Origin of the sequence: Edaphobacter sp. HDX4 (assembly GCF_036877565.1) — a bacterium.
Lineage (GTDB): Bacteria > Acidobacteriota > Terriglobia > Terriglobales > Acidobacteriaceae > Edaphobacter.
In genome coordinates this window covers 19,588-41,460 of record NZ_JAEDXW010000007.1, presented here as the reverse complement: position 1 = coordinate 41,460, position 21,873 = coordinate 19,588, and the positions used below count along the sequence as shown (strand labels likewise).

The 21,873-nt window shown below is 55.1% G+C and carries 11 protein-coding genes; 7 read left to right on the top strand and 4 right to left on the bottom strand.

Annotated elements, in window-relative coordinates; genetic code table 11:
* Positions 1-155: 155 nt before the first annotated feature.
* The 6 genes from JAO29_RS08925 to JAO29_RS08900 all read left to right on the top strand — a co-directional run bounded on the left by JAO29_RS08925 (position 156) and on the right by JAO29_RS08900 (position 11,536).
* Positions 156-3,188: a TonB-dependent receptor gene (locus JAO29_RS08925; protein ID WP_334267856.1), complete on the top strand. Its 3,033-nt coding sequence runs from the start codon at positions 156-158 to the stop codon at positions 3,186-3,188.
* A gap of 81 nt (positions 3,189-3,269) precedes the next feature.
* Positions 3,270-6,326 carry an amidohydrolase family protein gene (locus JAO29_RS08920; protein WP_334267855.1) on the top strand — a complete coding sequence of 1,019 codons (3,057 nt, stop codon included), beginning with the start codon at positions 3,270-3,272 and terminating at the stop codon, positions 6,324-6,326.
* A gap of 217 nt (positions 6,327-6,543) precedes the next feature.
* Entirely contained in the window at positions 6,544-7,332 is a 789-nt protein-coding gene (locus JAO29_RS08915) for a c-type cytochrome (RefSeq protein WP_334267854.1), read from the top strand.
* Positions 7,333-7,361: 29 nt separating this feature from the next.
* On the top strand, positions 7,362-8,912 hold the full coding sequence (locus JAO29_RS08910; protein WP_334267853.1) for an acido-empty-quinoprotein group A: 1,551 nt from the start codon (positions 7,362-7,364) through the stop codon (positions 8,910-8,912).
* Positions 8,913-9,400: 488 nt separating this feature from the next.
* Positions 9,401-10,360, top strand: a complete 960-nt coding sequence (locus JAO29_RS08905; protein ID WP_334267852.1) for a sugar phosphate isomerase/epimerase family protein — start codon at positions 9,401-9,403, stop codon at positions 10,358-10,360.
* 30 nt (positions 10,361-10,390) lie between these two features.
* Positions 10,391-11,536, top strand: a complete 1,146-nt coding sequence (locus tag JAO29_RS08900) for a Gfo/Idh/MocA family protein (protein ID WP_334267851.1) — start codon at positions 10,391-10,393, stop codon at positions 11,534-11,536.
* Between the two features lie 67 nt (positions 11,537-11,603).
* Here JAO29_RS08900 and JAO29_RS08895 read toward each other — a convergent pair whose 3' ends face one another.
* The gene (locus JAO29_RS08895) at positions 11,604-13,934 is read right to left on the bottom strand and encodes a GH92 family glycosyl hydrolase (protein WP_334267850.1); all 2,331 of its coding nucleotides are present in this window, start codon (positions 13,932-13,934) and stop codon (positions 11,604-11,606) included.
* A gap of 182 nt (positions 13,935-14,116) precedes the next feature.
* Positions 14,117-17,575 (bottom strand): TonB-dependent receptor, encoded by a 3,459-nt coding sequence (locus JAO29_RS08890; protein ID WP_334267849.1) that lies wholly within the window; start codon positions 17,573-17,575, stop codon positions 14,117-14,119.
* 173 nt (positions 17,576-17,748) lie between these two features.
* Between JAO29_RS08890 and JAO29_RS08885 the strand changes: the two genes are divergently transcribed.
* Positions 17,749-18,789, top strand: coding sequence for a LacI family DNA-binding transcriptional regulator (locus JAO29_RS08885; RefSeq protein WP_334267848.1), 1,041 nt, complete (start codon positions 17,749-17,751; stop codon positions 18,787-18,789).
* 59 nt (positions 18,790-18,848) lie between these two features.
* On the opposite strand, the gene JAO29_RS08880 is transcribed toward JAO29_RS08885, so the two are convergent.
* On the bottom strand, positions 18,849-20,675 hold the full coding sequence (locus tag JAO29_RS08880) for an FUSC family protein (protein ID WP_334267847.1): 1,827 nt from the start codon (positions 20,673-20,675) through the stop codon (positions 18,849-18,851).
* An 11-nt stretch (positions 20,676-20,686) separates the two neighbouring features.
* Positions 20,687-21,868, bottom strand: coding sequence for an efflux RND transporter periplasmic adaptor subunit (locus tag JAO29_RS08875; RefSeq protein ID WP_334267846.1), 1,182 nt, complete (start codon positions 21,866-21,868; stop codon positions 20,687-20,689).
* Positions 21,869-21,873: the final 5 nt, after the last annotated feature.

Below are 21,873 nucleotides of genomic sequence, written 5' to 3'. Positions count from 1 at the left end.
TGTTCGTTCCCAGAGTTCCCCTGGGATGAGGTCGCGACCTCCTTCGCAGCCCCGACGCTGTGTTGGTGACTATCTTCTCCAAGCAAATCAAGACACGGTTCCCCTGGCCAACAGCCGGGGCCTATCCGCTTTTATCCGAGATGAGGTTCCCAATAATGAAGATGGTCTTTCGGTTTTTTCTACTTGTATTCTTCTCCCTTTCTGTTGCTTCTTTCAGCCGGGCGCAACAGACCGGCATCTCCGGGCGTGTGACCGATAGCCAAGGCGCGGTGATAGCCGGCGCATCGGTCGAGATCAGGCAGGTCGGGGGGGGCATCCTCACGACGAAATCGACGGATGCGGGCACTTACCAGGTGCCTTCCCTACGCGCGGGTGACTATGTCGTAACAGTTTCGGCAGAGGGATTCAGCTCAGTCCAGACCAAAGTGACGATGCTGGTCGGCCAGACACCGGAGATCGATACAACACTTCCGCTGGCGAGCACAAATGAGTCTGTAGTGGTTCAGTCGGACGATGTGGCGGTGGATACTACCTCCTCGACGGTGGCCGGAAACATTACGCCAGATGAAGTGAAGGACATGCCGATCAATGGCCGCAATTACATGGAGCTAGCGCAGCTGGTTCCGGGCGTGCGTGTCAATGCGATCACGAATGACACTCCCCTAGGAGGAAACAACTCGGGCAAATTTCAGATCAACCTGGACGGCCTGCAGGTGACGCAAGACACGGCCGATGCGAGCTTCGGACAGCCTCGCTTTTCGCCAGATGCCATCTCGCAGTTTCAGATTATTACAAACCGGTTCGATGCGACGCTGGGTCGATCTTCGGGAGTCTATGTGAATGTCCAGTCAAAGGCGGGCGGAAATGATATCCACGGTTCGATCTTTGGATATTTCCGCAATGATGCCTTCAACGCGTCGGACCCGATCGTGCATAAGGTGACCGCACTGTCCGATCAGCAGTTTGGCGGCACGTTCGGTGGTCCGATCATGAGAGACAAGATGTGGTACTTCGGATCGTATGAAGGGGAGCATCAGTCCAGCAGCGTACCGACGACACCGATTGCGACTAATATCCCGGTGGTGGCTCCGCAGACGATTACCGTGAACGAATATCTTGGCCGCGGAGACTGGCAGCCCACTGAGAAAGACCGGTTGTTTTTGCGGGGAAATGGATTCACCTTCAAGAACGACAATGTGGTCGCTTCCGGATCAACGGATCCGTCGAGCTTCTCCTATGCGACACGAATGAATTATGGCTTCCTGGCAGACTGGGACCGACAGGTCAGTTCCAAGTTGGTGAATTCACTCCATGGAGGCCTAAGCCACTTTGAGTGGCAGAACCTGCCGGAGTACGAGACGCTTGCGATCACATTTGCCGGAGTGACGAATCGTCCCGACGGCAGCACCGGAGGAGCGCTCACGATCGGCGGACCTTACAACTATCCGCAGATCTTTCGCCAGAATGTTCAGCAGTATCGTGACGATGTTTACTATTTGACCGGTAAGCACTCGATCAAAGCCGGTGTGGAGTACATGCACACGGCGCATACTGGCTACTTTCAGCAGAATGTGCGCGGCACGGTAGGTTCTGCGAACTGTTCACCGGTCGACTATCAACTCGCATTTCCGCATGGAACGACCGACCCGGGCAGTTGGAACTACACGGAGCTGAATCGCGCGTGCGCCAGAGCAACGCTGACGCAGGGTGCCGGTAACTTCAACGTGGATATTCCGCGAAACCAGATCGGCTTCTGGGTGCAGGACGACTGGAAGGTGCTGACCAGACTGACGCTGAATCTGGGGGTGCGGTACGACAACGATATCGGCGCGTTCGCTCCTAATCTGAAGTTGAACAACGGCCTCTTGACTCCGACCAGCGGAGACAACAATAACTTCGCACCGCGTTTGGGATTTAACTACGATCTCTTCGGAACTGGCCGCACGGTGATCCGTGGAGGAGCGGGAATCTATTACTCGGATATCTCGGCCAACCAGACGATCGACATGCAGATCTTCAACGGAGTAGCGTCGCAGCAGAACTCCATTACGGGTACCGTCGCTGCACCGCTGAACCTGCAGAATCCGTTTCCCAGCTCCGTAACGAGTCCGAGACAAGCGGTTCAACCTCTCGGGCCGAAGGTGATTACACCATGGTCTTTACAGATAACGGCAGGGGTTCAGCAACAGCTTGATCGCAAGACGGTGCTTGCAGCCGACTATATTCATACACGTGTTTATCGCGACTGGGTCCGTCTGAACTCTAACCTGATTCAGAATCCGAACAACCCGCAATTCAACCTGAATCCCAGCGGGGTGTATGCGCCTGGTACAGCGCTGAATTGCCCGAGCGGGGGCGTGACACCGGATACAAATCCGATTGCAGGAAGACCAAACGTGTGCGCTGCGAATTTCACAAACATCAATCAGTTCTTTACTCCGGATTCCGTGGGATCGATCTATGACGGCCTGCAGATGGGAATTCGCCATTCGCTTGCCGGGGGATTTGTAGGGGGTATCGCTTATACCTACTCTCGTTATAAGAACAACTCGGAGTCGCCGTTCTATTATCCGAACAAACCCTTCATCAATGGTCTGCACGACGAGTGGGCGAATGCGCAGGATGACCAGAGGCATACGCTTACAGTGAACGGAAATTACGAGTGGAGATACGGGCTGTCGCTGTCGGGTCTGTTTCACTATGGATCCGGCAACGCGTTTCCGACGGCTGTAGGTACGGCCCAGCCGACAGGATATGCGCCGAGTTATAACCGTACTTTTGGTGCCGGGGTGACTCCGGTGGTGTACAAGGCGGATGGGACACCAGCCACTTCGACAACCTGCCCGACAGGATCGACGACGTGTGTGCGAGTGTATAACGATCCCTCGGATAACTTCCTGGACGCGTCAACCGGATATTGGATGACGAAGCGCAACGCATTCTATGGAAGGAATGTATATCGCATGGACAGCCGGCTCCAGGAGCGGCACAAGTTTGGAGACCGGTACTCCGCTGTGCTTGCAGTGGAGGCTTTCAATCTGTTCAACCATTCGAACTACGGCAGCTATAACGTAACAGTTACGTCGAGCGCGTACGGTACCCCGACGCAGACAACGTCGGCTGCAACCGGTGTGCCTGTGGAATGGCGTCCCCGGTCGCTGCAGTTCCTTGCACGATTGGAGTTTTGATTTGGCGCAGCTGTCGTGAAGTTATCTCCTAACAACGACGCGCAGTGGAGATCCACTGCGCGCAAACCTTGAGGACACTCCATGCTTCGTGCTTTATCCCTTCTGGTTCTTTCGGCTGCCTTTCTCGTTGCTCCTGCGACAACCACTGCCGCGACGCCGTTCAAGACGATCAAGATTAGCGAAGGCACAGACATGCAGGTGACGGTGTCGCCGGATCGCAAGACCATTCTTGCGGATATACAAGGGCTGATCTATGCGATTCCGTTCAGCGGCGGGGAGGCGAAACAGCTGACACAGCCGATCCAGGAGGCATCTCATCCCGGCTGGTCAGCAAAGGGAGATCTGGTAGTCCTGCAGAGTTATGCCGGAGGTACGTTCCATATTTGGACGATGAAGCCGGATGGGAGCGCATTGAAGCAGGTGACCACAGGCCACGGGGATGACCGCGAGCCGAGCATCTCCCGGGATGGAACGACGATCGCTTTTGCGAGTGATCGGGCATTCAAGGGGTCCTATGACATCTGGACGGTGCGTACGGATGGTAGCGGGCTGAAGCAGGTTACGAACTCGCCTGCGGATGAGTATGAGCCGAGCTGGTCTCCTGACGGCAAGCAGATCGCCTTCGTCTCGGGGACGGGGATCCAGGGTAGGGAGATTGCCTCGATCGATCTGGCATCAGGGCAGAGGCATACGATTGTTGCGATCGATCCGGGTAAGGGAAGACTGGAGGCTCCGAGCTTTTCTCCCGATGGATCGAAGATATCGTACACGCGTTTCGAGGGACAGGGCCTTTTTGTGAACGCCGGGTATCTGACGGTTAGTCCTCTCGCCAATTCAGCAACTCCGCTCTATGTAAGCAAGTCTTCCGATGCATTCCCATTTCCTGCGACGTGGCTCTCCAATTCAGAGCTGGTCTACACGGGGAACGGAAAGATCCTCCGCGCGGATATCGACGCTTCAAAGGAGACATGTATTCCTTTTACAGCGGAGATTCACAGTATCCGCCCGGTTTATATCCACAAACACTATGACTTCGACGAACAGAGCAAGCATGCGATCAAAGGGATCTATGCACCCGCTCTTTCGCCCGATGGGAAGCAGGTTGCTTTCGTCGCCCTAAACCAGCTCTATCTCATGACGATCGGCCAAAAGCCGATGGCAATCACCGACGATAGCTTTTATAAGCAGGGTCCGATCTTCTCTGCGGATGGGAAGTGGCTGGCGTATGTCTCGGATCGGGGCGGGATAGAGAATATCTATCTGCACGATATGTCCCAGAAGGATAGCTCGGTGGATCGACGTGTGGCGCCGAGCGAGAGCGCGCAGATTATGCCGGCGTGGTCGCCTGATGGAAAGATGATCGCTTTCCAAGACCAGACCGGAGGGACGTTGCTGGCGGATGTGGCAACGGGGAAGATCTCTCCACTCGCCCCCTCGACCTTCTTCCCAGGGCGTGCCTCCTTCGCTCCGAATGGAAAGACAGTTGCGATCGCCACGATTCACCCTTATACAAAGCGCTTTCGAGAGGGAACGAGCGACATTCTCACAGTGGATTTAGCGACGAAGGCGACCAAGTTCTATTCTCCTGCGCCGTATGAATCGGTCACGACGAGAACCGAAGATGGTCCTATCTATGCTCCAAATGGAAAGGAAATTGCACTCGTGTTTCGCGACCTTCTCTACACGATGCCTGTCGATGTGGACGGTCATCCGTCGGGCCCTGCGGTGCAGCTTAATGATGAGACGACGGACGCTCCTACATGGTCAGGTGACTCTGCTCATCTTCTCTACCTCTCGAATGGCAAGCTGAGGCTGATTGACCGCGCGACGAAAAAGGTAACTCCTGTTGCTGTTGACCTAAGTTACAGCCAGGCCAAGCCCAGCCAGAAGCTGCTGATTCACGCCGGACGCTTCTGGAAGGGAAAGGGCGCGGAGGAGTTGAGAGATGTGGACATCCTGATAACGGATAACCGAATTACCAGTGTCAGCCCGCATTCGGCTACGCCTCCTGCTGGTGTCACACGGACGATCGAAGCATCGAATTCTACGGTTATGCCGGGGTTATTTGAAAACCACGTCCATGCCGACTCCGACAACGGAATCTACTACGGAGACCGTATGGGACGGCTATGGCTCGCATATGGCATCACTGAGCTTCGTGGACTCGCTGACAATGCTTATCGTGCCGTCGAGCACAAGGAGGCTTATCTCTCCGGTGCTGCCACGGGGCCGCGGATCTTCAACACTGGGGAGGCGGTAGACGGTGAACGCGTCTACTATCCGATGATGATTGCGACGACTTCGGAGGCGCAGCTTCACAGAGAGTTTGATCGACTGCATGCTTTGGATTTCGACTTTGTGAAGCTTTACGTTCGGCTTCCGTATGCGTGGGCGAAGGAAGGCATCGACTATGCACACACACAGATGGGCGTAGAAACGGCTTCCCACTATCTGCTGCCGGCGGTAGCCTTGGGCGAGGATGGGATGAGCCATATCTCTGCGACCGCGCGAACGGGGTGGGCTTATTCGCGGTCGTTCACGGGGCACTCCTATGAAGACGTGACGCAACTGATGGTGGATTCTAGAATGTGGACGATTTCGACTACATTCTCGCAAGCACCCTATGCCGATGATCCAGGGATGGCCTCGGATCCGAGACAGAAGATCGCACCGCCATGGGAGAACAAACGGCTTCGAACGGCGATCGAGACGGCGACGCATGCTGATCCAGCTGCGGCACTGGCCCATCTGAAGGATGAGGAGTCAACGGTTAAGAAGGTCTTCGACAGTGGCGGCTTGATTCTTGCAGGAACTGATTCGCCATTGGATATTCCGGCTACCAGCCTGCATATCAACTTGCGCGCACAGGTGAAGTACGGAGGGTTGAAGCCGTGGCAGGCGCTGGAGACAGTGACGTACCTGCCGGCAAAGGCATTCGGATTGAGCGAAGATCTGGGAACCCTAGAACCTGGGCGGTTAGCCGACCTAATTATTGTTGCCGGGAATCCTCTTGAGAACATCGACGACGCTGCCCGGGTGGAATGCGTCGCAAAGAACGGGAAACTGCAATCCGTCTCTTCCGTTATGGCTCCGTTCGGGAAGTCGGCGATTGGAGAGGACATTTGTCCTACCCATTAATCTAGCTGTTATCCGTATCCGAATAGTGACGGTGCCCGCGGTAAGCTTCGCGTTAAAGCGGGCGCTTTTTTCCGCTTACGCTGGTCTGGTATTTTCTTACGTGACGTTGACGGATGAATGCGATAGGGTGGATAACACCTTAAGCACGATAGCTTGCGTTCTTCGCAACAGAAAAATACCTTGGTGCTGTAACCCGCAGGAGATGAATACGGACAAGATGCGAAGTACGATGCTGCTTTGGGGCGCGCTAGCAGGTGTGCTTTGGGTGGGAAGATGTTTTTCTCCTTACAGTGCCAATGCACAGGCGCCTGCACCCACCACGCCAGAGATGGCCGCCCACATCGAGGCGGGCAATAACCAGTTCCAACAGAAGTGCGCTTTCTGTCATGGCCGTGATGCGGCTGGCGGTGAGACCGGCCCTGATCTAACCAGATCCAAGCTGGTGCATGAAGATGTGAACGGAAACAAGATCTCCGACGTCGTGCGGAATGGGCGTCCGGGCAGGATGCCGCCGTTCGATCTTTCGAATCAGGATATGAGCGATGTTGTCGCCTTCATTCACGCCCAGCAGGCGAAGGCTGCGAAGGAAGGGCAGAGGAAGGGTGTCGACATCTCGGACCTCCAAACCGGTAATGCTGCTGCAGGAAAGCGGTATTTTGACGGTCCTGGAACCTGTGCGAAGTGTCATTCCGCCACCGGCGATCTTGCTCACATCGCCACAAAGTATGAGGGACTTAAGCTGGAAGAGCGCATGCTCTATCCTTCTGACGCCAAGAGTACAGCAATCGTAACGCTGCCTTCAGGCAAGGTGCTGCAGGGCAAGGTCGAATACCATGACGAGTTCACTCTTGGGATCAAGCTTGCAGACGGAACGTACCGGTCATGGCCTGTGACGCGGATCAAACTTAAGATCGACGCTCCACAGGAGGCTCACGCCGAGCTCTTCAGCAAATATAGGGATGACGACATCCATAACTTGATGGCCTATCTGCAGACTCTGCGTTGAAGTTCTTGGAAAAGGTATAGAGAGAAGCTATGAATCGAAGGAAGTATGCGGGGACATTTGCAGGTTCTATCCTGGCGCTGGTACTCGGAGCGGGGGGATTTGCTGTAGGGCAGGGACCTGATAGCGCAACGCTGCTGAAGCCTGGTCCTGACAGCTGGCCGCTCTACCATGGTGACTATACCGGGCAACGGCATAGCAAGCTGACACAGATTAATCCGCAGAATGTACACAGTCTGAGCCTCGCCTGGGCCTTCCAGACGGGCTCGCAGGCTGGACTGAAATCTTCTCCTCTGCTGATCGATGGAGTGCTTTACTTCACCGTGCCGGACAATGTGTGGGCGGTAGATGCGAGGTCCGGGCATCAGCTGTGGCGCTACACCTATCCACAGAACAAAGGCCTTCATATTGGTCAACGCGGCGTGGGCGCATACAAGGGGTGGATCTATTTCCTCTCTCCGGATGGACACTTGGTTTCGCTGGATGCGAAGACGGGGAGCGTACGCTGGAACGTTGAAGTAGCCGACGTGTCGAAAGGTTACTGGACCACGATGTCTCCGTTCGTCGTCGGTAATCATGTGATCATCGGAGTTTCGGGGGATTTCGACAATCTCCATGGATATTTGAAATCCTTCGATCCTGAGACGGGCCAGCAGCAGTGGCAATGGAACAGTACACCGAAAGAACTGACCGGGGGCATGACCTGGATGACAGGGACATACGATCCTGACCTCAACCTGATCTATTGGGGGACGGGTAATCCCACTCCTGTGCTTACGGGAGCGACGCGGCCCGGTGATAACGCGAACACGTGCAGTATTGTTGCGCTTCATCCCGAGGACGGCACGATGGCATGGGCCTTCCAGGTATCCCCGCACGATACCCATGACTGGGATGCTGCAGAGGTGCCAGTACTGGTTGACGGGACCTTCAAAGGACGACCGGAGAAGATGCTGATGCAGGCGTCTCGAAACGGATACTTCGTTGTTTTGGACCGAACGAATGGGAAGAGTTTGCTGACAACGCCGTACAGTGCTGTCAACTGGTCGCTTGGATTGGACAAACAGGGCCGGCCGATTCCGAATCCTGAGAAGGAGCCGGCTCGAGACGGCAGGCTGATCGCGCCCGACGAGGCTGGCGCCGCGAACTATCGGTCGCCGAGCTACGATCCGAAGACGGGCCTATTTATCGCAAGCGCACGTGATGCCTACAGCATCTATTTCTCAAAGCCGGCGGATGGGACGTATGGATGGTCTGGCGCTGACTATGGTGTGTGGTCCAAAGGCGCGATCAAGGCAATCGATTATCAGACGGGAAAGATTCGCTGGACTCACGAAATTGGAACGAGTGCGTCGGCCGGAGTTTTGACGACCGAGTCGGGAGTCACCTTTACGGGAGATTCCCACGGGAATGCACTGGCCCTCGAGACTGCGGATGGAAAGACGCTGTGGCACTCCAACACGGGTGCGAGCATTGCGACGTCGCCGGTCAGCTACGAACTGGATGGGAGACAGTATGTTCTGATCGGCAGCGGCGGAGTGATGTTCGCCTGGGCTCTGCCGGATCAGGTGGCGGCGAAATAGTTCCTTACGTGGGAAGCGTGAAGGAAGAGATGAGATCACGAGGGGCGGGAGAGTACTGTTCTCCAACTCCTCGCGTTTATTTGGATGGTGAAGCTGCCGGGTACACGCCGAGAACCGCGAAGGGTTCGTTTACAGCATGCACAATCTACCAGACGGCTGCCATTGTCGATATGTGTCTACAACTATCTCTTCCTCTCAATTGTCGGGAACAGGCGTGGTGACCTCACGAGAGTAGAACTCTGTGGATTAGCCGTTGATTGGAAGTATTCTTATCTGCGACGGTGCAACCACGCCTGCCGAGCTATGAAGACGTGAACGTACCGAAGAGGTGAGTCGGGGCCTTTGTTGGCGAGAGCACCTTGGCAAGAGTGATATCTTACGGCAAGTTTTCTAAAAATATGGGAAGTGATTTGCCATCCAGGGAGGGCCGGAGAGTATTCTTTTGTAGCGCGAAAAAACCTAGAATCCTGAAATTTGAGGAGAGAAGCATGAAGGTTGGAGTCTTCACACCGTTATTGTCACAGCTGTCTTTCGATGCGGTGCTGAACAAGCTGAAGTCGTATGACATCGACACTGTCGAGCTGGGAACAGGTAACTACCCCGGTGATGCACATGTGAAGTTATCCATGCTGGATCATGCAAACGAGCTTGCGGAGTTTCAGAAGAAGTTGAAGGACCATGGGGTCACAATCAGCGCGCTCAGCTGCCACGGTAATCCGCTACACCCGGATAAAGCGCAGCGTGAGGCGATGGTAAAGGTCAGCCGCGACACTATTCTGCTGGCTGAGAAGCTGGGTATAAAGACCATGGTGGATTTTTCTGGATGCCCAGGCGACTCACATGCCGCGACGTCGCCCAACTGGATCACCTGCCCGTGGCCGCCTGAGTTTCTGAAGGTTCTGGACTGGCAATGGAACGAGGTTGTGGCACCCTTCTGGGTAGAACACGCAAAGTTCGCGGCGGACCACGGCGTACGGATTGCAGTGGAGATGCACCCTGGATTTGTCGTCTACAATCCGGAGACGCTACTCAAGCTCCGTTCGATTGCAGGACCGAACGTGGGATGTAACTACGATCCCAGTCATATGTTCTGGCAAAATATAGATCCGATCGGGGCTGTCCGAGTACTGGAAGATGCAATCTTCCACGTGCATGCGAAAGACACGCAGATCTATACCGCAAATCTGGTGAAGACAGGCGTTCTAGATACCAAGCCATACACAGATGAGCGAAATCGAAGCTGGATCTTCCGGACGTGCGGATATGGGCATGGTGCGGAGTGGTGGAAAGAGTTCGTCTCGACTCTACGAATGTTTGGCTACGACGATGTGCTCTCAATCGAGCATGAAGACAGCTTGCTTTCGCCCGAAGAGGGACTGACCAAGGCAGCCCGTTTTCTGCAGGATATCGTGATCCAGGAAAAACCCGCCGCGGCATGGTGGGTATAGATACAAAGACAATCGGGGAGAGTGGTGAGCGTGAAGCGTTTGAAGACTGCAGTGATTGGAACTGGATTTATGGGACGGGTTCATCTGGAGGCTCTGCGCCGCGTAGAACATGTGGATGTTATCGCGGTTGCAGGCAGACAGATGGAATCTGCAAAAAAGCTCGTGGAGGCCTATGAAGTGCCCTCTGCGTTCACAGATTACAACGAGCTCCTTAAGATTGCGGACCTTGACGCAGTTCATGTGTGCACACCGAATGTGCTGCACTATCCCATTGCAAAGGCGGCTCTGCAGGCGGGAAAGCATGTCTTGTGTGAGAAGCCTGTTGCCGTATCTACACGGGAGGCTGAGGAGCTTACGGCGCTGGCTGCGGAGACGGGCCTTCGCAATTGTGTATGCCACAATCTCCGCTTTTACCCTATGGTGCAGCAGATGCGAAGGATGTGCGAAGCCGGTCAGCTAGGGGAGATTCTCGTCGCACAAGGGACGTACTCGCAGGACTGGATGCTGTACGAGACCGACTGGAACTGGCGTGTGGATGAGAAGGCCTCAGGTCCCTCTCGAGTGATGGCGGATGTCGGATCGCACTGGTTCGATATGGTGGAGCACATCACGGGATTGCGGGTAGAGTCACTTTGTGCCGACCTGCAGATTTTTTATCCAACACGGAAACAGCCGAAGCGGAGCGTGGAGAGCTTTACGGGGAAACTGCCTAGCGCAGAAGATGTGGATGACACACCGGTGACGACTGAGGACTTCGGCGCTGTAATCTTCCGCCTTGGAGATTCGGCTCGTGGAGCGATGACGGCGAGCCAAGTGTCAGCGGGTCGCAAGAACGGCTTGAGCATCGAGATCTTCGGGACGAAGTCATCGGTCGCCTGGAACCAGGAGCGGCCGGACGAGCTCTGGATAGGAAATCGCAACACGCCGAACCAGATCATCATCAAGGATCCGGCGCTGCTACTTCCGGCTGCCGGTAAGTATGCGGATCTACCCGGAGGGCATAGTGAAGGCTATGATGACACCTTCAAGCAGGTATTCCGGCGATTCTATGCGTCGATTGCAGATCCGTCCCTCTCCCCGGAGTATCCGCAGATGGCGGATGGACTTCGCCAGATGAGGATACTCGACGCAGAGCTCGCTAGCTCGAAGAGCCGCTCATGGGTGAGTCCGAAATGAATCTCTTCGATTGATTTTCGAGCTATCGACTTAGCAAACGACCCACCTTCGTGTGGGTCGTTCGCGTTTATGGCGTTTGTATGGTGCCAGGCTTATCAGACATGGAGGGAGGCGGTGCACCGGTCTCCCAATGAACGGGGTGATCGGTCATGGTGAGATGAAGTTCTCCGCCGTTCATCAGTTGCTCGTGTGTGAACCAGGAACGGTCGTAAGGTTTGCCGTTCCATGTGACCTTTTCCACATAGATGTTTGCTGTCGAGGTGTTCTCCGCAAGGATTGAAAACGTCTTGCCGTTGGCAAGATGCAGGGTAGATTGAGGAAATGTCGGGGAACCGATGAGATATACATCCTGGGCTGCGACAGGAAAGAATCCCAACTGATTGAAGACAAGAAACGATCCCATCGCGCCGGAGTCATCGTTTCCTGGCAGGCCACCTGTGCCCGTGTGATAACTCGCCGGAAGGATGGACCTGATCCGCTTTGCGGTGCTGCTTTGCTGGCCAATCCAGTTATATAGATAGGGCGACAGAAAGCCCGGTTCGTTGCCAACGTCGTAGCGGTACCGTCCTGCGATATCTGGTGCAAAGAACAGATCCAGACGATGCTTGAATGCGGAGGCGCCTCCGGTTGTCTTGATAAGCTCGCGAACGTCCTGTGGGACATAGAGAGAGTAGGTCCAGGTTGTGGCTTCGTAGAAATTATCCTGATACCACGTACCCACCAGGTGCGGATCGAAATTTTCCTTCCATTTGCCATCCGCATGACGAATCCAGATGAATCCTCTTACGTCTCCACCTTCTGTATGATCAACGGCATCCGGATCCCAGAGCTTCTTCCAGTTCTGAGCCCGAGTGAGAAACTTCTGGGCATCGGCGTCGTGGTGCAGTCCGTGTGCCATGAGCGCGACCGCATAGTCGTTGGCTGCATATTCCATGGAGCGGGAGCCGGGTCGGTCTGGACCTCCGGCGGGGTCTGAGTGTTCTATCGATAGATAACCAAGCTGCTTCCAATCGGCCATGTCACCACGGCCAAAACGAACTGGTTCCGGAGAGTTAACGTCGGCATCATGGACCATAGCCCCGTAGACGCGTTCCCAGTCGAGGCCGGGAAGATGCTTGAGGAAGGCGTCGGTGAACATCATCTCGGCGTCCGAGCCGCCCTGGGTTCTTCCTGAGAAGTTGCCTGACCTGCCGTCAAGGAAGAAATGATCGTGATCCTGAATATCGAGAAGAGATTGGAGGATGGAGACCACTCTCTTCTGATCGAGAAGGGTCAGCAGCGGGGTCGAGGAGCGAAACGTATCCCAAATGCAGTAGAAATCGTCGTAGTAAGGAGCGGAGCTACTCCATAAAGGATTTTCCCCTGTGCGATCCACTGGCATAAGCATGGAGTGGTAAAGGCCTGTGGCGAACTGTTGCCGTTCGCTTTTTGTCCCTCCCTTAATGTTTACAGGGGAGAGTGCTTTATTCCAGGCGCCGACGGCAGCATAGCGTGTGTCATCGAAGTCGAAGCCTGATATCTCATCGAGAGCATTTTTTTTGGCCTGTTCGATGGACACGAACGATATGCCCACCTTCGCCATGACGGGTTTCTGGCCAGGTGCGAACGTCAGGTAAGCTCCGGTGCTGACGATGGGGGCAGGCGGGTTGGGCAAGGTGGCCATTGTGAATGGCATCTTGTAAGCTGCAGTCCGGGAGCCAGCACGGACGGTCTTGCCATCTTCCCAGGTACCACTGCTCGTTGCAGGAGTGTCGGTCAAGAGATAGAAGTACACCCTCATCGGTGTGGTCTGGATATTCCAGCCCATGACGGAGGCCTGCATTCCTGCGATCTCAGTAGGTGAGATGACATGGACTTCCGTGGAATAGACGACCTGGCTTTCATGGTAACGATGTGGAGAGTCATGCCGACGCATGAGGAGATGGCCCACATCTACCAGCAACGTGCGTTCCCCTGATTGGGGATAGGTGAATCGATAGATCGGTGTGCGACGGGCGGTGGTTACTTCAGCATGGATCCCTGAATCTGCCAGTGTCACCGCATAGTAGCCTACCTCGACGTGCTCTCCCTTGCGTGGGGATGCGCTGTGCGCGGGATCGGCTTTCCCCACCTGCGGCTGGATGAGAATGTTCCCGTACTTGGGCCCTCCACCGGTACCCGAAACATGCAACTGGGAGAAGCCATTGAGATCTCCGGTAGCCTTCCATCCTGCATTGCCTTCATTGTCGCCGTAGTCGGGACCGGGTTTAGCCATCCCAAAGGGAAGGGTGGGGCCGACGAAGACATTGCCGCCCTTATCGGCGCCGAGCATCGGATCGACGTCCAATGCGGTCTGAGCAAACAGCAGAGAGGATGTCAGAAGAAGGAACGCCGCGAAGCACGTGAAAGAAATTTGCATATAGAGGTGAGCCTTCTTGGAAGATACAGTGGGCTGGGGAGTTGACGTGATCACAGGCGGTCCAGTTTAGTTCGCGCTGCCCCGTTGAGCCTGGAGGTTTCCCTCCTAATAACAGGAACTGACGTGAACAGATCCCGCAACATTGTTGCGGGATCTGCGGGGTGTTCGGCTACGAGTTGTTATTAGAATGCGTAACGCAGGCTGAACTGGAACTGCCGCTCCGAAGAGTAGGTGCCCCCCTTAGTCGTAACCTGACCGAAGGTGCTACTGGTTGGGCTCATATCGGGATCGTCATAGTTCGGGTGATTGAGATAATTGAATGCCTCAGCTTTGAAGACCACAGCATGGTTCTCGTGGCTGGGGATGATGTGGAACTCCTTCTGCAGTGCTGCAGAGAAGCTATTGAACCCCGGGCCACGGATGTAGCCGCGAGTACCGCGCGGAGCAAAGGTGCCGGGAGCTGCAGGTTTGAAAACACTCGGGTCAAACCAGGTACCTGTCTTGCCGAACTGGTGTGGCAGTTTCGGATCGGCTGTTATGACGTAGAACTGATTGCCTGAACCGGGCCCAACTCCGGCCTGATCGAGGTTACGCGACACGCTCTGGGGATGCCCCGATTGCGCCTGGATCGTTCCGGAGAACTGCCAGTTGCCCAGCAGGGTGCGACCAAAGATATTGCTCATCCCGTTCGCGAAGCCGATGTCATACACATAGTTGAACACGAACACGTGACGATAATCGAAATCGCTGGGACCGTACATGAGACTGTTGTCAAAAGCATTGACGATGTTCGTGCCGTTCGACGAACCGTAGTCAAGGCTCTTGGACCAGGTATACGCCGCACCGAAGAGCAGTCCCTTGGTGACGCGGCGCTTCAGGTTGACCTGCATGGAGTGATAGAAGGAGCCGCCAGTGTTCTCAGCTTCAATGATGGTCGAGAAGCCCTTGTAAGGGCGCAACGAGTCAGGGTTGATATGGTTGATGAGGTTTGGTGTACCAGGAGCGACAGTACCTGTCGGCAATTGGTTGATGTTGGCCAGCTGTTCCAGATGGTAGCCGCGACGACCGACATAGCTCAATGTGAAGACCGCGATCTTGTTGAACTCATGCTCCGCGGTCAGATTCCAACCCCATGCTTCGGGGCTGGGGTACTTATATGCGTGCGAGGTAAAGGCCAGCGGAAGCTGATTGACGCCGTTGCCACCGGGTGTATCCACGGCACCGTTAGTCACCGAAGAAGCAGGCTGGAACGGAGCGTTGCCGCCAACGTGAACGGTATCGCTGATGCCGAGACGTTGAACGTATCGTCCCCCACCCGCGCGAAGCACTGTTCCGGGTGAGATCTGATAAGCGAATCCAAAACGAGGCTCGATGTTCGTGTACACAGTCGGAGAATAGTTGGAGTCGTATCCGCGGAAGAGCCGCTGATAGTTGCCGTTCAGAATCGAGTCCGGCACATGACCTTTGGCCGAACTTGGGAAGCCACTGCCGGGGATGACAACGCCGTTATAAGGATCGCCGCCGGTGAGGAACCCCGTCTGGGAATTAACCGTAGGAGCCAACGTTGGATTGTAGTTGGCGGGGTTGAAGAATGCCTGATTACCCCACAACGCATGATAGGACTGCATGATGTCGTAGCGAATACCATACTCAAGCACCAGCTTCGGATTCACACGCCACTGGTCCTGCCCATACATGGTGTACATATTGCCGCGGAACAGCGTGTAAGAACGGGTGCCGATCTCACCATAGGTATTGAAGTCACCGAGAGCAGCATTCGCAGCTGCGATCTTCGACGTAACGGCCTGTCCGTCACCGAAGTTGAAGAGGCCGTTCTGATTGTTCGTTGTTCCGGGACGCGTGTTGTCGACACTGATCTGGTCGTAGTTGTTCTCGCCAGCGTACTCCCACTGGAAGCCGAATTTGATCGTGTGATTACCCCAGACTTTAGTGACGTTATCGCCAAAGTCATAGACGATACCGCCGGAGCGCGATGGATAGGGTCCGCCGTCCAACGTAGTGAAGCCAGCGATCTGAATAGTCGGGATCTTGTTCGGCACAACCTTGTCGGCAGCACCGAAGAGATACGGGTAATTGATGCCGTACTTGGTACGGTCGAACAGTCCTGACGTGGTATCGATGCCAATCGTGACGTGGTCGGCTGCACCTGAGGCATAAGCGTCATTAACCCACGTAGGGCTGATCGTCCAGGTCCAGTGAAGGACGCCGATCTGATTCGGACGGTTGAAGATACGAGGGTTGGTATTGAAGTTACCGAAGTGCGGCTCGTAGTCGTTGTAGTTGTAGTTCAACATGCTGAAGCGGAAGTGATGCTTATCGGTCGGAACCAGGTCGACCACAACAGAGTCTTTGCGCTGACTCTCGGTATAGAGCCCGGCATCGACCCAGTTGTAGCTTGGTGCGCTGACATTGGGCAAAGGATAGGCGCGCAGGAGACCGGTACCGTTCTGACTGAGTTGCCCCTGAGGGATGATATTGCCGGCGTACGGCGTTCCCGTCGTCGGATTCACAATCTGATTATTGACGCAAGGGCCTGTTGACGATGGATTCCCATTAGAATCCTTGCAAGAATAAAAGATATTGGGTGAAAGCAGTTCGCTAAAGTTGCCTTGACGCATCAACGCCGTAGGCGTTTTATTGAACACCACGTCGTTGTGGTTGTACTTCACCCATTCCTGACCGACGAGAAAGAAGAGCTTGTCGTGGTTCTTGTTAAAGCCGCCAAAGAAGACAGGGCCATTAAGATTCCAGCCGAACTGGTTATAGCGGAAGGCGCCACGGGCCGTGCCAGCCTGGTTGTTCTTCCAGGTATTGGCATTCAGCGCGTTGTTGCGGAAGTACTCGAAGGCGCTTCCGTGAAACTCCGAGGTGCCGCTCTTGGGGACCATGCGGATCTGGCCGCCGGAGGTGCGGCCGTACTCCGCTGCATAGCTCGTCGTCAGCACCTGAATCTGCGAGGTCGAGTCCACATCGGCGACACCGACGCTAGTACCATTGGATCGCGTACGCACCATCGGTGCACCATCAAAGGTGATCACGCTCTCCTGACTGCGTGCACCGCTAACATTGATACCGTTGTCCAGACCAAAGCTGAATGCTGCCATCGAGTTACCGCGGACCACGCCCGGTTCCATCTGGGCTAAATAGATTGGGTTGCGTCCGTTCAGCTGAATGTTCTTAACCTGCTCCTGCGTAATGAGCTGGCCAACGGCTCCGCTCTCGGTCTGCACGACGTTCGCGTTGGCTTCGACGGTGATGGAGGTATTTGTGTCACCGACTCTCATGCTGAGATCGATACGCCGGCCGATGTTGGGGTCGACGCTGATATCGCTTAGCGCCGTAGTCTGAAATCCCGGTGCTTCCACCTTCATGCTGTACCGGCCCGTAGGCAGGTTTGTCAGATTGTAGTTGCCACTATCATTGGTGGTAGCGTGGATATCCGCCCGGGTGCCTTCGTTGTGCAGGGTTATGTTTGCATTCGGGACGATTGCTCCCGAGGAATCAGTTATGGTCCCCGTGAGTGAGGATGTATCAGATTGAGCGTGTAATGGAATCCCGGTTAAAAACAGACAACTAAAGACGACCAGTAGTGCTTGCGCACACCGCCTATATATTTTCACTTCTGCCTCCTCGAAAACTACAGCAAAGGTTGTTTATGATTGCGCTATCACAGCCGCACATCTGTTTACGCGCTCCAATAGAGGGTTGTCAATATGTCGGCACTGAATTTATGGTGAATCGAAACTGTGGCGGCTCTGCTGTGGCATGATAGCCCTCTCATAAAGGAAGAACGGTGAGCCACTCGTCCCCGAACAAACGCGCGACGCTCCAGGATGTAGCCCGCGCTGCAGGTGTTGGACCGATGACGGTCTCGCGCACCATCAACGGACACCCCTACGTGGCAGAGGAGACAGCAAGGAAGGTCCAGGAAGCGATCAGGCTCCTGGATTACCGCCCCAACCATGCTGCTCGAATGCTGACGGGCAAGCTTTCCCGCTCAATCGGTCTCATCGTTCCAGATATCTCCGACACTTTTTTTTCCGTGGTCAGTCATGCGGTCCAGGAAGCGGCGCGGGAGAATGGGTATTTGGTATGGCTGGCGGCGTCCGATGAAGATTCCTCCATTGAGGCTGCCCAGGTCGAGATGATGATGCATCATCCTGTCGATGGAATTCTGCTTGTACCTTCCGACAGTCGGGCGAAGTATCTGAAGGCAATCGCCACGGCACCTACTCCAATCGTTACTATCGACCGGCCTATGGAGATTGCTACATCGGATTCTGTAGGAGTTGAGAACCGATCGGGTGCTCGATTGGCCATCGATCATCTGATTGGACACGGTCACAGAAAGATTGCATGCGTGGCTGCCAACTCGCACCTGTTGACGATCAAAGAGCGGATTAGCGGATACAGGGAGGCGATGCAGCGAGCTGGGATGGAAGGAACACAGGAGTTTATTCTTCCCGGTCGTAGTGCTGCTCGAAGGATCTTGACAGAGATGTTTGCTTCTCCCAATCGGCCAGAGGCGCTCTTTACCGCAAACAATGCGTCGACCATCTGGGTGATTGAAGCACTCAGGGAGATGAACATTCGGATGGGGAAGGACATCGCCCTCGTTGGATTCGATGATGTGGACTTTTTCACGTTGATCACGCCGTCTGTCACCGCTGTCAGGCAGCCCGCGTCAGAATTGGGCAGTGTCTCGACCCGTCTATTACTGCAGCGAATCAAAGGAGAATTCAAGACTTCCAGCGTCAGGACAGTTCTCCCGGTCACGCTGACGGTCCGCGAGTCATGCGGATGCAATCTAAAACGAGGAAATACAGGAGAGTGAAGGTGCGACTCGGCCGGATTTCGCTTTGCTTCCATCCCTCGTACTTGTCTGTGCCCCGTTTAGACCTCTGAGATACGAAGCGCGGCAGAGTAGAACCTGGCAGACTGCTCTTCAATCTCCTGCATGATACGCCTGCTCCGCCTCAGCTCCTGTTTGCGATGTCTGCCTCCCTCAAAATGGGCCGCGCTATCAAGCTGCTGCATATTGGACAGTTCCTCGGAGACGATGGATCGCAGCCTTGCGAAAGTACGTTGTCTTTCTCCGGAAGCAGGCTGCAGCAGAAGCTCTTCGATCTGAGACGCCGCTTGATGAATTCGGCCATAAATTGCAATAAGTGCGTCGCTGGTGCGAGTGGGCCATAGCTGGTCAAAGATGAACCACATCACCAGAATTCCTAAACCGATGCCAATGACACGGTCTCGTGCAGGTGCAATCTGCGTTGCAGCACTGAATCCAGGCAACGCAGTTAAGAAGAAAGCGAAGCCGATCTGAACGCCTACATAACCTATCTGGCGACTTCGCAGTACCCAGCCTGAGATGAAAGCTACAGGCGCCACAATCAGGATGAGGGCAGTGATGGAATCCGTGTTAGGGAAGAGCAAGGATACCGTGGCGATCGCAAGTGATCCCCCGATAGCAGCTCCGACGAATCGATAGAACTGCTTCTGTCTCATGGCACCGGTAGAACTAAGTCCGGTGAATAGAACCGTAACAACGCATGTCAGAATGCCGGGCCACGCGATTGCGTTATAGAGGATGTAGCAAAGGGTCGCAGCAAGTGTCAGCTTCAGCGCGTAGAACGCTGCTGCCGGAGATGTGAATGCGTCCGGTAGTAGGTGAGTGAACGGCTTGGGCGGATTTTTCGTAGCTCTCGCATACTCAAATTGCGGTGTCACACTGTCGGGATGGAGAGACTGGGCGTACCTGATCATTTCCAGCTGGATCTCTCCGAGTAGGACAGAGCTTCTGGCAGGCTGCGCGCGGGGTGTTGCGTGCGCCCTTTGTTCATGTAGGTTCCTGCAAATTTCAGCTATATAGCGGCAGCTGTCGCGATCGTCCTCCGTAGGAGGACTGACCCGGCGGAAACCCAGGGGTACGCTTCTCTGCAGAACATGCGTGAGGAGGGCGATACGATAACGAATTCCTAATGAGATTTGAGTGGGTTCGCCGCTATCTTTGACACGGTCGTAGAGCTGATTCAGGTAAGAGTCGCCTGCGTGAGCGAACTGAATCAAAAGCTGGCGAGCCGAACGAAGCTCATCTCTCTGCGAGACCGACTCGGAACGAGACAGGGCAGCAAAAAAAAGTTCAAGTGCCTTGAGCCGCTTCTTTAGTTCCCGATCCAGATCCTCCACCGGGTGGCGAGTGCCAAAAGCGTATTCAACAGCAACGGCACACAGAACTACAAGGCCGAGAGATGCCACATTCGATAGCGAGGCCGACACAATCGCATTTGCGGTTCGGTGTGCATCCCAGCCGGCCAGATCCACGAAGCCATAGAAGCCGAAGATGGTCCAAAATAGTGGATTCGTGCTGGCCGCCATCAGGAATGCCGCCACGAAGACTCCGCAAACCACCCCAACAAACCGCATGATCTCTGTACCATCGGTGATCTGGACCCAGAATAAACTCGCGATACATGCTAGAAGAGCTCCCAGAAAAATCTGCACGGCTACTCGAAGAGTTAGGCCCGGCCGTTCGCGCTGCATCAGGAAGAGCAGTGCCAGTGCCAGCGATATTCCTGGAACACGCCACGTCATTGCGAGCGTGAGAGCCATGACGATCCCCAATGTGTCCCGCAGGCTTCCCGTTAAGCGCCCGGGATAGGGGGCGAGTTCTCGTCTTATAGTCGCAGCGAAACGATTTCTCGATGTCCGCGATCTCATGTGGGTATCCTTCATCGGATGACCGTGATCGCAGTGGCGCCTACGCGGAAGAGATCAGGGTTGGGATCGGTCACGCGAATCCGTACAGGAAAGCGGGCAGACAAGTGTACCCAGTTGAGCGTTCTATCGACAGCAGGGAACCCATTCGTCACGCCACCGTCTTCAGGGAAGATGCCACGTCCGACGCTGTCGACAACGCCATTGAATCGCTGGCTGGGATGCTCCATAAGATAGACCTCTACATGCATTCCCGGGCGAATGTGCTTTAGTTTCGACTCCCGATAGTTGGCCAGAACCCACCATGCGGTCGTGTCGATCAATGTGAAAATGGAGGTGCCGGGATGCGCGTAAGCTCCCTGAGAGATATTCATGTTAGTGACGTATCCGTCGAACGGAGCGCGTACCTGGCACCACTCCAGATTCAACTCGGCCTGATGAACCTTGGCAGCCTTGTTGGGCCGCTGCGCCATCAGGGTTTCAAGCGTGTCGACCGTGTGCTGAGCCTCTCCGAGCTTCGATTGCGAAGCTTCGAATCCTGCCGCTGCCTCTTGCTTCGCCGCTAACGCCATCGACTCTTGTGCTTGGGCCTGCAGGAGTTGTGATGACGCCTGATGTGCCGTCTCTTGTGCAACGCGAAGAGCCGTTTGTGCCTGATCGACCTGTTGTGTCGTCACGTAATGTTTTGCCAGCAGCGGCTCGATTCGGTTGTAATCATTCTGCGCAAATTTCAGCTGGGCTTCCGCGGACATCTGTGCAGCCTGAGCGCGCTCGACCGCAGCTTTAGCCGACTGCAGGCCTGCCACGGCTGCAGTAATGGCACCTTGCGAGCCCATTATCCCTGCGCGTGCGGTGCCCACTGCACTTTGTTCCGTTGCAATGTGGCGTCGTTCGTCGTTAATCTGACCTTCGAGGGTAGCCTGTTCCGCTCTGGCTTGTTCCAGGGCGTATTGATACGGCCGTGGGTCAATCTCAAAGAGTAGGTCCCCTTTGTGAATCGCCTGGTTATCTTGCACTAACAACCGGACCACACGGCCTTCAACCTCAGGAGCGAAAGCGATGGCATTCGCGCGCACTGTCGCATCATCCGTTCGTGGGTGACGATCAATCATGATCACGGCAATGCTGAGCAGCACGATCGCGAGGACGACGATTGTGATTCCCAGAATCCGACCGAATGTTTTCTTATCGTGCATCAACA